This window comes from Micromonospora sp. WMMA1996, from assembly GCF_002573675.1.
Lineage (GTDB): Bacteria > Actinomycetota > Actinomycetes > Mycobacteriales > Micromonosporaceae > Micromonospora > Micromonospora sediminicola.
Genome location: NZ_PDHU01000003.1, coordinates 117,403 through 130,257, shown reverse-complemented (window position 1 = coordinate 130,257; position 12,855 = coordinate 117,403). Strand labels below are relative to the sequence as shown.

The following is a 12,855-nucleotide window of genomic DNA, read 5'->3' as shown; positions in this document are numbered from 1 at the left end:
CGACCGGCGGCGCGGAGGACGATCCGTCAGCGGGTGGTGACGACCTCCTGGCGGGCGGCGAGCGCCTGCTGGTAGAGCCGCCCGGCCCGGTACGACGAACGGACCAGCGGCCCGCTCATCACGCCGGCGAAGCCGATCTCCTCGGCCTCCTCGCGCAGTTCGACGAACTCCTCCGGCTTGACCCAGCGGGTGACCGGGTGGTGCCGGGGGGAGGGGCGCAGGTACTGCGTGATGGTGATCAGCTCGCAGCCGGCCTCGTGCAGGTCGCGCAGCGCCTGGGAGATCTCGGCGCGCTCCTCGCCCATGCCGAGGATGAGGTTGCTCTTGGTGACCAGGCCGTCGGCCCGGGCCTGCCGGATCACGTCGAGCGAGCGCTCGTAGCGGAACGCCGGGCGGATCCGCTTGAAGATGCGCGGCACCGTCTCGACGTTGTGCGCGAGCACCTCCGGGCGCGAGCCGAAGACCTCGGCGAGCTGCTCGGGCACCGCGTTGAAGTCGGGGATCAGCAGCTCGACGCCGCAGCCGGACTGGAGGGCATGGATCTGTCGGACCGTCTCGGCGTAGAGCCAGGCGCCGCCGTCGGGCAGGTCGTCACGGGCCACGCCGGTGATGGTCGCGTAGCGCAGGCCCATCGCGGCGACGGACTCGGCGACCCGGCGCGGCTCGTCGGCGTCGAACTCGGCCGGCTTGCCGGTGTCGATCTGGCAGAAGTCACAGCGCCGGGTGCACTGGTCGCCGCCGATGAGGAAGGTGGCCTCCCGGTCCTCCCAGCACTCGTAGATGTTGGGGCACCCGGCCTCCTGGCAGACCGTGTGCAGCCCTTCGCGCGAGACGAGCCCGCGCAGCTGGGTGTACTCCGGCCCCATCTTGGCCTTGACCTTGATCCACGGCGGTTTGCGCTCGATCGGCGTCTCGGCGTTGCGCGCTTCGATCCGCAGCAGGCGCCGCCCCTCCGGGGCGGCGGTCGCGGTGCGCGCTGGCTGCTCAGTCGTCGGCGCGTTTTGCTCGATCGTCACGAAATCGAGCCTACGCCGGTCGGCGGCGGTCGATGAACGTCGGGCGACGGCCGTCACCCCGGAAACGTTGTGACACCGGACACGAGCGGTCAAAAAACCCCGTCACATTCCGGCGATCGTGGTGCTAGCGTGCCGGGCAGAGCTGCGACGGAGCCGAGTAGCGGACCGACCCGCCAGCCCAGAGAGCCGCCGGTTGCTGCGAGGCGGTCTGGCGCCGGCCCGCGAAGACCCTCCCGAGCTGCGGGAGGAACGGCGTTCGCGCCCAGTAGAACCCGCCCGGCCGGCCCCGGTGAAAAGGCGACGAACGAGGCTCCCGCCGCGGCGGGGGCGAAGGTGTGGTGGCACCGCGAGGTTCCCGCTCGCCCACACCTCCCTGGGGATCGCGTTGCGATTGACCGAGGAGGTAACCGCCGTGCAACGCATCCTGTCCGCCCAACTTCCCACCCACGTCGGCGCCACCGTCCGGCTCGCCGGGTGGGTCCACCGCCGCCGGCTGCTCAAGTCGGTGGCCTTCCTGATCGTCCGGGACGCCGCCGGGCTCGCCCAGGTGGTGGTCGCCGCGCCCGCCGTGCGCGCGCAGGTCGAGGCGCTGCCCGAGGAGACCGTGGTCGAGGTGGTCGGCACGGTGGTCGTGAACCCGACCGCCCCCGCCGGGGTCGAGGTCGTCGAGCCCGAGGTACGACCACTCGGCCCGCCCGCCGTCCCGCCCCCGTTCGACCTCTACCGGCCGGTGCTGACCGCGAGCCTGCCCACCCAGCTCGACCACGCGCCGACCGCGCTGCGGCACCCCACCCGGTCCGCCGCGCTGCGGATCTCGGCCGCTGCCGTGTCCGGATTCCGGGCGACCCTCGACGCGCGGCGCTTCGTCGAGGTGCACACGCCGAAGGTGGTCGGCTCGTCCACCGAGAGCGGCGCGAACGTGTTCGCGCTGGACTGGTTCGGCCGGCCCGCCTACCTGGCCCAGTCGCCGCAGTTCTACAAGCAGCTCATGGTGGGCGTCTTCGAGCGGGTGTACGAGGTGGGGCCGGTGTTCCGCGCCGAGCCGCACGACACGGTCCGCCACCTGGCGCAGTACACCTCGCTCGACGTCGAGCTGGGATTCGTGACCGACCACCGGGACGTGATGGCGGTGCTGCGGGACACGGTGGCCGGGATGCTCGCGGCCGTGGCGGACCGGGCCGGCGCCGCGCTGGACACGCTCGGCGTGACGGTGCCGCCGGTGCCCGTCGAGATCCCGGCGGTGCACTTCACCGACGCGCTGACGATCGCCGGCGCCCCGGCCGACGAACCCGACCTGGCCCCCGCCCACGAGCGGGCGCTGGGGGAGTGGGCCCGCGCCGAGCACGGCAGCGACTTCCTGTTCGTCACCGGCTACCCGATGGCGAAGCGGCCCTTCTACACCCACCCGGACCCGGCCCGACCGGCGTACTCGAACGGTTTCGACCTGCTGTTCCGCGGCATGGAGCTGGTCACCGGCGGGCAGCGGCTGCACCGGCACGCCGACTACCTGGCCGCGTTGGCGGCCCGGGGCGAGCCGGTGGAGCCCTACGCCGGCTACGTGGACGCGTTCCGGCACGGGATGCCGCCGCACGGCGGCTTCGCGATCGGGCTGGAACGGTTCGTCGCCCGGCTCACCGGCGCGGCGAACGTCCGCGAGGTGACGGCCTTCCCGCGCGACCTGCACCGCCTCACACCCTGACCCCGCGCCGACGGACGGTCCTGATCCGGACCGTTCGCCGGCGCGCCGCCCGGGAAGCGGCAGGGCACGGGAACGGGGTGAGCGCAAACGTCATCGCGCGCAGCGGCGTGGCCTGCGCCCAGGGCCACGGGCGCCGGGGGTGTGGGTTCGGTCGCCTGGCCGATCACGACCTTGCACGCCCCGCGCGATATACCGCCTGGTCATACTTATGACTCAGCGGTATATCGCACCCGGGGGCATTGTCGTGCCGACGGCGACACGCCCGGCGCGGGATGCTCGCGCGACGGGATGACGGGCATCGACCGACGGCGGCCGGGAGCCGTACCCGGTCAGACCCGGGTGAGGGTGGGCAGGTGCCGCTCGACCACCGGGAGCACGTCGGCCACGGTGACCGGCCGGCCCAGTTCGGCGGTGAGCGAGGTGACCCCGGCGTCGCGGATGCCGCACGGCACGATCCGGTCGAAGAAGCCCAGGTCGCAGTCGCAGTTGACGGAGAAGCCGTGCAGCGTGACGCCGCGGGCCACCCGGATGCCGATGGCCGCCACCTTGCGGGCCGGGCCCCGGTCGTCCTCCGGCACCCACACGCCGCTGCGCCCCTCGACCCGGCCGGCGGTCAGCCCGAACTCGGCGCAGACGTCGATCAGCAGCTGCTCGGTGCGTCGCACGTAGGCCACCACGTCGACCGGGTCGGGCAGCCGGACGATCGGGTAGCCGACGAGCTGCCCCGGACCGTGCCAGGTGATCTTGCCGCCGCGGTCCACGTCCACCACCGGGGTGCCGTCCACCGGCCGGTCCCACGGCTCGGTCCGCTTGCCGGCGGTGTAGACGCTGGGGTGCTCCAGCAGCAGCACGGTGTCGCCCTGCTCGCCCGCCACCACGGCCTCGTGCAGCCGGCGCTGCTCGTCCCAGGCGGCCTGGTAGTCGAGCAGGCCGGCGCGGACGGCGGTCAGCCCGGAAGTCGTCACGCTCACCCGTCCAGCCTAGTCCCGCCGGCCGGGACCCCGACCCGTGACGCTCGTCGCGTCACGCCGCCGGCACCCGCCACACCCAGACGTCCTCGACCCGCTCGGGCGGGCCCAGCAGGGCGGTGGCGGTGCGGCGCAGCGCCTCCTCGTCGACGTCGTACTTGGCGCCGTGCACCCGGTCGGCCAGCACGACCGCCCGCACGTCCCAGTAGCGCAGGTCGGCCCGCGACTGCTGGATGCTGCCCTCGGTGACGATCGGCACCAGGCCGGTCCGGCCCGCCTGGTCCATCAGCGTGTCGAAGGTGCGCGGCACCGGGCCGATCCGGCCCCGGCCGTCCGGCCCGCCCGGGCCGAGGAAGAAGCCCGCCGGGATACGGAACTCGCCCTGCCGGTGGGCCAGGGCGTACGCCTGCCAGCGCTGGCCGTCGGGGTAGACGTCGACGGTCAGCGGCAGCGGGGTGAGCACCCCGTCGGGCGGGACGTAGCGCGTCCAGGCGCCGGTGGTGATGAACGCCGGGACCGGTTCGCGCACGCTGGTGAGCAGCGGGGTGGGCAGCAACGGCAGCAGCGCGACGGCGAACCCGACCGTCCAGGCCGCGCCGCCGAGCCGGCGCCGGGGCGGCCGGGCCCGCAGGCTGTCGACCGCGTACGCCAGCAGCAGGCCGATCACCGGCGCGACGACCAGCGCCAGCCGCGACGGCAGCGCCGCGTTGACCACCGGCAGGTTGTCCAGCACCCCGAACGGCAGCAGCTGGTCGGTGCGCCGGCCGTTCCACTTGGCCGTCGGCCCCCAGGAGAGCACGGCGAAGACCACCGCGGTGACGCCGAGCGCGGCCAGCGTGGCCCGGAACGCCCGGTCGGCGCGCCGCCAGAGCAGGGCGAAGCAGGCGACCGCGAGCAGCAGCAGCGCGACGCCGAAGAAGGAGTTCTCCTCGGTCGGGTTGGGCGCCAGCGAGGTGCCCCACCCGGCCCAGCCGGCCAGCGAGCGGCGCGGGTACGCCCCGTAGGCGGCGATGTCCTCGGAGTGGACCAGCGGGTCGAAGCCGGTGCCGTGGAACCGTTGCGGCCCGGCGAAGTGCAGCCAGAGCGGGTACGCCAGCAGCGCCCCGGCCACCAGCGCGGTCACACCGAGCCCGGCCGCCATCCGCGGCAGCGCGGCGCGCGCCTCGGCCCGGCGCGCCGGGGCCAGCGCCCAGACCAGCAGGAACACGCCGAGCGCCAGGGCGGTGAAGAACAGCCCCTCGGCGGCGATCGAGAAGGCGACCGCCACCAGCAGCCCCAGCACGATCCCCCCGGTGACCGCGCGCCCCGGCCGCCGCAGCCGGAACACGCCCCAGACCAGCAGCGGCACCAGCCAGCCCGCGGTCCAGTTCAGGTGCGCGTTGGCGTGCGACACCATCGCCGGGCAGTAGGCGATGAACAGCGCGCCCACCCCGGCGGCCAGCCGGCTGGCCACGAGGTGCCGGCTGAGCAGCCAGTACCAGGCCACCGCCGTGGCGGCCAGGTTGAGCGTGAGGATCACCAGGAACGTCGCGGGCGGCCCGACCAGGTACGTCAGCGGCGCGAAGACCGCCGCGTACACGGTGATCGAGGTGTTGACCGCGAGGTTCACGCCGTCCGGGACGTTGATCAGGTGGGTGAAGAGCGGGTTCTCGCCGTGGGTCAACGCGTGCCCGCCGAACGCCAGCAGCCACTCGAACAGCGCCTGGTCGCTGGAGTTGACGGTGATCGTGCGGCTGTTCGGGTCCCGCCACATGCCGCTGGTGACCCAGAGCGCCAGGGCCACCGCGGCCAGCGTCACCAGCAGGTCGGCGCGCCGGTCGCGAGCGGCGGTGGCCGGCGACGGGCCGGTGACCGGGGACGGGGAGAACGGCACGCAGCGGACGTTACCAATCGGACCTGGGCACACCGCCCGGACGGTGAATGTGTGACCGGCAACCATTCCTGTCGATGAAACACGGACGTAACGTCGCGGCAACTCGGAGAGTGACTCAGTTCACATTCCATGATCGGGAGGTCCCCGTGTCCCGCTCCTCATCCCTCATCACCCGCCTCGCCGGGGCGGCGGCCGGGGTCGTGCTGGCCGCGGCCGCCGTCCTGGTCTCCGCCCTGCCCGCGCAGGCCGCCTCGCTGACCCAGGTCAGCGGGTTCGGCTCCAACCCCGGCAACCTGGCCATGTACGCCTACCGGCCGGACGGCCTGCCGGCCAACGCGCCGGCCGTGGTGCTGCTGCACGGCTGCACCCAGAACGCCTCGACGTACTTCACCAACTCCGGCTGGCAGAAGTACGCCGACCAGTGGAAGTTCGCGCTGATCGTGCCGCAGCAGCCGTCCGGCAACAACGCCAACTCCTGCTTCAACTGGTTCGAGACCGGGGACACCGCCCGAGGCCAGGGTGAGGCGCTGTCGATCAAGCAGATGGTCGACTACGCGAAGACGAACTACGGCACCGACGCCGGCCGGGTCTTCGTCAGCGGCCTGTCCGCCGGCGGCGCGATGAGCTCCGTCATGCTCGCCACCTACCCCGACGTGTTCGCCGCCGGCTCGGTGATCGCCGGCATCCCGTACCGCTGTGCCACCAGCACGACCAGCGCCTTCAGCTGCATGAACCCGGGCGTGGACAAGACCCCGGCGCAGTGGGGCGACCTGGTCCGCAACGCGTACTCCGGCTACTCCGGCAAGCGGCCCCGGGTGGCGGTCTGGCACGGCACCAGCGACTACACGGTCAACGTGGCGAACGCGACCGAGTCGCGGGACCAGTGGACCAACGTGCTGGGCGTGTCGCAGACCCCGACCAGCACCTCGTCGCTGCCGGGCGGCACCAGCCTGGAGGTCTACGGCAACGACCAGGTGCGCGTCTACCGCGTCTCCGGCATGGGCCACGGCACCCCGGTCGACCCGGGCTCGGCCGCCGACCAGTGCGGCACCGCCGGGGCGTACTTCCTGGACACCATCTGCTCGACCTACCGGGACGCGCTCTTCTTCGGCCTGGGCGGCGGCACCACGCCGAGCCCGACCCCGACGGCGACCGCCTCGCCCACCCCGACCTCGTCGCCCTCGCCGACGCCCACCACGTCGCCGGTCTGCGTCACCGCCAGCAACTACGCGCACGTCGTGGCCGGCCGGGCCTACCAGTCCGGCGGGTACGCCTACGCGCTCGGCAGCGGCCAGCGGATGGGCCTCTACAACACCTTCTACACCACCGTGCTGAAGCAGACCGGCCCCAGCTACTGGGTCATCGGCTGCTGACCGCCCGCACCGCGCCGCCCTCGCCGGGTCACTCGGTGAGGGCGGCGTGCAGCGCGCCCGCCAGCTCCGGGTGGGTCCAGGTGAAACCGGCCCTGCCGAGCACCCCCGGCAGCACCCGGGTGCTGGTGAGCGCCTCGTGCGCGAAGCCGCCCAGCGCCACCTTCAGCGCCAGCGCCGGGATCGGCATGATCGCCGGTCGGTGCAGCTGACGGGCCAGCTCCCGGGTGAACTCGGCGTTGGTGACCGGCGCCGGGCCGACCACGTTGACCGGGCCGGCCACGTCGTCGCGGGCCAGCAGGAACACCGCGGCGTCCAGCCAGTCACGCATCGAGATCCATGGCAGCCACTGCCGGCCGTTGCCCAGCTTGCCGCCGACACCCAGCCGGAACGGCAGCAGCTGCGGCTTGAGCAGACCGCCGTCGCGGTGCAGCGGCAGCCCGGTGCGCAGCCGCACCACCCGTACCCCGGCGTCCTCGGCCGGTCGGGTCGCGGCCTCCCAGACCCGGCAGACGTCGGCCAGGAACCCCTCGCCGGCCGGCGCGTCCTCCTCGACGGTCCGGTCGCCGGTGTTGCCGTACCAGCCGACGGCGGAGGAGTTCAGCAGCGCCGCCGGCCGGTCCGTCGCGGGCAGCCCGGCGATCGTGATGGCCAGCGTGGTGGTGCTGTCCACCCGGCTGGTCCGGATCAGCTTCTTGTAGTCGTCGTTCCAGCGCTTGTCGCCCACCCCGGCGCCGGCCAGGTTGACCACCGCGTCGGCGTCGGCGACCAGCTGCGGGTCGAGCTGCGCGGCGGACGGATTCCACTGCCGCTCGTCGGGGGTACGCGGCGCGCGGCGGACCAGGCGGGTGACCTGGTGGCCGTCCGCGGCGAGCCGGTCGACCAGTCGGGTGCCGAGGAAGCCGGAGACGCCGGCCATGAGGATCCGCATGCTCATATCTTCGAGTACGGAGCGCGATCCGGATGCGTTGAGCGAAATCACTCACTCGTCACGCCCCCGTGTTGCGGAGTCGTCTCACTCGCCCGTGCGGCCGTCGACGGCCTCGCGCAGGATGTCGGCCTGACCCAGGTGCCGGGCGTACTCGTCGATCATGTGCAGGAGCACCCAGCGCAGCGATCGTTCGGCCCCCGTCCCCGGCGTGCGTCCGACCGCGTCGAGGGGGAGGGCGGCGGCGATCCGGCGGGAGGTCGCCACCTGTTCCCGCCAGATCGCGAAGCTGCCCGGGCCGGTGGCCTCGGCGACGTCGTGGAACGGCGCGTCGAAGTCGTCGGTCAGGTCGAACAGGTCCCCGGGCCAGGGCGCGTCCGCGACCACGCCCTGGAAGTACCAGCGTTCGACGGTCGCGAGGTGCCGGACCAGGCCGAGCAAGGACAGACCGGTGGACGGCACCGGACGTGACCGCAACTGCTCGTCGGACAGATCGGCGCACTTGCGGACCAGGGCGTCGCGCTGGAATTCGAGGAACGTGTCGAGCAGCGTGCGCTCGTCCGCGCCGGGCGGCAGCGCGAAGCGGCGGTCGGCCCCGGCGTCTCCGGGCACCACGGCGCTCACGCGGTCGCCGCGGTCGTGCGCAGGTCGGCCAGGAGGCGCTCCACCTCGGCGTACGCCGTCTCCGGCAGCGGCCCGCACGCCAGCGCGCCGATGTTCTCCTCGGCCTGGCCCACCGTCCGGCAACCGGGGATGGGCAGCGTGCGCGCGCTGCGGGCGAGCAGCCAGCCCAGCGCGCCCTGGGCCAGCGTGCGGCCGTCGGCGGTGAGCGCCTCGCGGACCCGGGCCACCCGCTCGGCCCACTCGGCGCGTGGCACCCCCTCGCTGAACCAGTCCAGCCACTCGGGAGCCGACCCGCGCACGTCGTCGCCGCCCCGGGCGGCCGGGGCGCCCTGGTACTTCGCGGTGAGCAGGCCCATCGCCAGCGGGCCCCGGTTGAGGCTGGCCAGGTCGAACTCCTCGCAGACCGCGAGCATCGCGGCGTTGTCCCGCAGCACCGACTGGTCGTGCTGGATCGCCGCGCAGCGCGGCCCGGCCGCCGCGAACGCCCGCGCCGACGCCGGGTCGTCGGTGCTCCAGCCGTACGCCCGGATCTTCCCCTCGTCGACCAGCGCCTCCAGGGTGTCGACCAGGTCCAGCGCGCGTGGCACCGGCAGGCCGTTGAGGTGGAGCTGGTAGAGGTCCACGTGGTCGGTGCCGAGGCGGCGCAGCGACCCCTCCAGGCTGCGTCGCGCGTTCGCGGGGCCGGCGTCCTCGCCGGTGGCCTGCCGGGTCGCCTCGTCGGTGAGGTAGCCGAACTTGGTGGCGATCACCGCCTGGTCCCGGCGACCGGCGAGCGCCCGGCCGAGCACCCGTTCGCTGTGCCCGGCCCCGTAGTTGCAGGAGGTGTCGAAGAGGGTCGCGCCGAGGTCCAGGGCCCGGTGGACGGTGCGGACCGACTCGTCGTCGTCCACCTCGCCCCAGCCCAGCGGCTGGGCGCCGGCCCAGAGCGGGCCGCCGATCGCCCAGCAGCCCATGCCGATGGCGCTGACCTCGATGCCGCTGCGCCCGAGTCGTCGTGTCGTCGTCATGGCCTCAGTGTCCTATCTCGAGCGCGCTCGAAGTCGACCCGTTTCCGGCCAGCCGGTGCAGGAGCGGCGCGAGCGCGGCGACGGCGTCGGCGCGTACCACGAAACGGGTGACGCCCCAGCGGCGCTCGTGCGCGGCGACGGCCGTGGCGATCTCGTCGGCGGTGCCGGCCAGCACGAACGGGGTGGCCAGCACCTCCGCCGGGGTGAGGCCGGTCTCGGCGGCCGTCTGCGCGGCGACCGACTCGGCGTCGTCGGTCACGGCGAACCGCTGGACCAGCGCCTCCAGGACCGGCGGCGCGTCCCGGCCGGCGGCGCCGGCCGCCACGTGGGCGAGCTGCGCCTCGATCTGGTCGGCCCGCCAACGGGCCTCGTGCTGGTGGCCGTCGGCGAGGGTGCGGCCGAAGCCGGTCAGGCCGACCACGTCGGCGTGCGCGCCGGCCCAGCGCAGCAACGTCGAGTTGGCCGTGCCCACGGTGAGCGGGATCCGGTCCTGGACCGGCCGGGGCGCGTCCAGGCGGGCGGCGTGCGCGGTCAGGTCCGGCGTGTCGACGGTGACCTCGTCGCCGGCCAGCAACGCCCGCACCGCCTCGGCCACCGCGACGCAGCGGCGGACCCGACCGGCGACGTCGGGGCGTTCGCGCCCGACCGCCCGCCACTCGGCCGGGGTGTGGCCGGCGCCGAGGCCGAGCCCGGCCCGCCCGCCGGAGACCACGTCCAGGGTGGCCACGTCGGCGGCGAGCAGGACCGGCTCCCGGACACCGGCGTTGGAGACGTACGAGCGCAGGCGCAGCGTGCCGGTCACCGTCGCCGCGGCGGCGAGCGCCACGAACGGGGACGGGCCGGAGCCGGGATGGTCGGCCGCGGAGAGCGCGTCGAACCCGGCGGCCTCGACGGTGCGGGCCAGCTCCACCCAGCTCGCCGCGTCGGTGGGCCGGGCCTGTACGGAGAAGGTCGCCATCGGCCCAGTCTCCGGTCGTGCCGCTCTCCCCGCCCACCCCTTCTGCCGAGGGCCGAAGGGGTGGGTGCCGCCCCGCCTCGACGCCTCAGACCGCGTCGAGGCGGGCCAGGTCGTCGGGGGAGAGGCGCAGGGCGCCGGCGGCGATGTTCTGCTCCAGGTGAGCCGGGTTGCCGGTGCCGGGGATCGCGAGCACGTTCGGGCCGCGACCCAACGTCCAGGCCAGCCGGATCTGGGCCGGGCCGACCCCGTGCTCGCGGGCCACGGCGACGACCTCCGGGTGCTCCTCGCCGGTGGCGCCGGCCTCCCGCCCGCTGGTGACGATGGAGAAGAACGGCACGAACGCGGTGCCGTGCGCGGCGCAGTCCCGGATCAGCTCGTCGTGGCTGCGGCGGTAGCCGAGGCCGTACGAGTTCTGCACGCAGACCACCGGCGCGACGGTCCGCGCCTCGGCGACCTGGTGCGGACGCACCGCCGAGACGCCGAGGTGCCGGATCAGCCCGGCGTCGACCAGTTCGGCGAGCGCGCCGTAGTGCTCGGCCAGCGGCTCCGGGCCGTGCACCCTCAGGTTGACCACGTCGAGGTGGTCCCGGCCGAGCTGGCGGAGGTTCTCCTCGACCTGGCCACGCAACTGGTCCGGCCGGGCCGCCGGCAGCCACCCGCCGGACGGGTCCCGGCCCGGTCCGACCTTGGTCACGATGACCAGGTCGTCCGGGTACGGCCACAGCGCCCGGTTGATCAGCTCGTTGGCGGAGCGCAGCGGGGAGAAGTAGAACGCGGCCGTGTCGATGTGGTTGACGCCCAGCTCGACCGCGCGGCGCAGCACGGCGACGGCCCGGTCCCGGTCGCTCGGGCTGCCGTCGGCGTTCGCGGTCAGCCGCATCGCGCCGAGGCCCATCCGGTTGACGGTCAGGTCGCCGAGCTGCCAGGTGCCGGCCGCGCCGGCGTGGACGGTGTCGGTGGTCATGCGGTCCCCGTTCTCTCCTGGCCCGGTGGTGGGCCGAGTGGTTCCACGGAGGCCACCGCCGATCGGTTCACCGCTTCGCGCTCACTCGCCCTCGTCGCGGTCGTCGGGCTGCTCGTGCCAGCGGGCCCGCCACGCCGCCTCGTGCGCCTCGTGGCTGGCCCGTTCCTCGAAGACCAGCTTCCGCAGCGCCCGCCGGCCCTCGTCGAAGACGACCACCTCGGCGGCCACCATACCGACCGTGATCGCGGTCAGCAGGCCCAGCGCGGCCAGGCCCGGCACTCGCTCGGCCAGTGGGATCGACGCGCCGAGCAGGAGGACGGCCGTGACCCGGGTCCAGCTCAGCGTGCGCAGCGTCCGCGCCTGGAACAGCATGTTGCCGCAGAGGAAGCAGGCCACGCCGCCGAACAGCAGCGGCACGCCCGGGCCGTGCGCCGGTTCGCTCGGCGGCACGTTCGGGTCGGCGATCCCGTGCACGATCATCTCCGCGCCGAGCGCGAACAGGATGATGCCCGCGATCATCGGCAGGAACAGGTACGCGTACGCGTCCCGGGCCATCGCCACCCGGGGGCCGTCCTCGGCGGCGTGCAGGGCGATCCGGGCGGCCGGCCCGACCATGTCGTAGTGCGCCCACCACAGCGCGGCGGTGAAGAAGATGCCGAGCACCGCCGCCGCGACGGCCGGCCAGGTGGGCGGCTGCCCGAGCAGGTTGCTGCCCACGCCGACCGAGATGACCGACTCGCCCAGCGCGATGATCAGGATGAGGTCGTACCGCTCGGTCCAGTGCTCGGCCGAGGCGACGCCCCAGCCCCAGGTGCCGGCGATGAGGCCGGTGCTGTACTGCAGCACCACGACGGTCGCCCACAGCCCGTCCCGCACCGCCGCCGCCGAGGTGAGACCGTCGATCTTCGGCGGCACCAGGGCGGCGACCAGCAGCAGCGCCGTGCTGCCGATCACCTCTGGGGCGAACCGGACCAGTTGCCGACGCTCGTTCGGGCTGTCCCGCACGACGTGCAGGTAGAGCAGCAGGTGCACCATCCGCAGCACGGTGTAGCTCAGCGCCGCGACGATCGGTCCGGCCGCGTTGCCGCGCGGGTCGCGGAACGCGTTCGGCAGCGACAGCGCGAACGTGAACAGCGCGGCCATGCCGACGGTCATGAGCACCGGGACGAAGCCCTCGCCGAGCCGTACCCGGGTGGCCACCACGCTGTGCACCACCCACGACCACCAGAGCACGGCGAGGACCAGCAGCGCGTGCAGCAGCGCGCCGCCGGTCACCTGGAGGGCGGTGGCCCGGGTGATGATGAAGAACGAGAAGACGAAGACCAGGTCGAAGAAGATCTCGAACCGGTCCACCCGGGCCCCCGGGGCCACCGGCACGGCCGGCCCGAGGCGCCCCCGCCACCCGTACCCGCTCACCGGCCGAGTCTGTCAGCGCCCCGGCGGCGGCG

Annotated in this window: 11 protein-coding genes; 2 read left to right on the top strand and 9 right to left on the bottom strand. The window is 74.1% G+C overall.

Annotated features, from left to right (window positions below; translation table 11 throughout):
- Positions 1-26 precede the first annotated feature (26 nt).
- Positions 27-1,073, bottom strand: a complete 1,047-nt coding sequence (lipA, locus tag COO58_RS20200; RefSeq protein WP_176558920.1) for a lipoyl synthase — start codon at positions 1,071-1,073, stop codon at positions 27-29.
- A 355-nt stretch (positions 1,074-1,428) separates the two neighbouring features.
- Here lipA and aspS point away from each other — a divergent pair, with 355 nt between their 5' ends.
- On the top strand, positions 1,429-2,715 hold the full coding sequence (gene aspS, locus COO58_RS20195; RefSeq protein WP_098746747.1) for an aspartate--tRNA(Asn) ligase: 1,287 nt from the start codon (positions 1,429-1,431) through the stop codon (positions 2,713-2,715).
- A gap of 329 nt (positions 2,716-3,044) precedes the next feature.
- Here aspS and lipB read toward each other — a convergent pair whose 3' ends face one another.
- Both lipB and COO58_RS20185 read right to left on the bottom strand, forming a co-directional pair.
- Positions 3,045-3,686: a lipoyl(octanoyl) transferase LipB gene (gene lipB / locus COO58_RS20190; protein ID WP_098746746.1), complete on the bottom strand. Its 642-nt coding sequence runs from the start codon at positions 3,684-3,686 to the stop codon at positions 3,045-3,047.
- 52 nt (positions 3,687-3,738) lie between these two features.
- On the bottom strand, positions 3,739-5,556 hold the full coding sequence (locus COO58_RS20185) for a DUF2079 domain-containing protein (protein ID WP_176558919.1): 1,818 nt from the start codon (positions 5,554-5,556) through the stop codon (positions 3,739-3,741).
- A gap of 146 nt (positions 5,557-5,702) precedes the next feature.
- Here COO58_RS20185 and COO58_RS20180 point away from each other — a divergent pair, with 146 nt between their 5' ends.
- On the top strand, positions 5,703-6,929 hold the full coding sequence (locus COO58_RS20180; RefSeq protein ID WP_091573173.1) for a PHB depolymerase family esterase: 1,227 nt from the start codon (positions 5,703-5,705) through the stop codon (positions 6,927-6,929).
- 28 nt (positions 6,930-6,957) lie between these two features.
- Here COO58_RS20180 and COO58_RS20175 read toward each other — a convergent pair whose 3' ends face one another.
- From COO58_RS20175 to COO58_RS20150, 6 genes are all read right to left on the bottom strand, one after another.
- The gene (locus COO58_RS20175; RefSeq protein ID WP_091573174.1) at positions 6,958-7,857 is read right to left on the bottom strand and encodes a TIGR01777 family oxidoreductase; all 900 of its coding nucleotides are present in this window, start codon (positions 7,855-7,857) and stop codon (positions 6,958-6,960) included.
- An 84-nt stretch (positions 7,858-7,941) separates the two neighbouring features.
- A complete protein-coding gene (locus tag COO58_RS20170) occupies positions 7,942-8,478 on the bottom strand; it encodes a DinB family protein (RefSeq protein ID WP_255292727.1) in 537 nt (178 codons plus the stop codon).
- Positions 8,475-9,485, bottom strand: a complete 1,011-nt coding sequence (locus tag COO58_RS20165; protein ID WP_098746744.1) for an aldo/keto reductase — start codon at positions 9,483-9,485, stop codon at positions 8,475-8,477. The genes COO58_RS20170 and COO58_RS20165 overlap by 4 nt, the downstream gene beginning before the upstream one ends.
- 4 nt (positions 9,486-9,489) lie before the next feature.
- Positions 9,490-10,443 (bottom strand): LLM class flavin-dependent oxidoreductase, encoded by a 954-nt coding sequence (locus COO58_RS20160; protein ID WP_141561936.1) that lies wholly within the window; start codon positions 10,441-10,443, stop codon positions 9,490-9,492.
- A gap of 85 nt (positions 10,444-10,528) precedes the next feature.
- Positions 10,529-11,407, bottom strand: coding sequence for an oxidoreductase (locus tag COO58_RS20155; protein WP_091573176.1), 879 nt, complete (start codon positions 11,405-11,407; stop codon positions 10,529-10,531).
- An 81-nt stretch (positions 11,408-11,488) separates the two neighbouring features.
- Entirely contained in the window at positions 11,489-12,823 is a 1,335-nt protein-coding gene (locus COO58_RS20150; protein ID WP_098746743.1) for a low temperature requirement protein A, read from the bottom strand.
- Between the last annotated feature and the right edge of the window lie 32 nt (positions 12,824-12,855).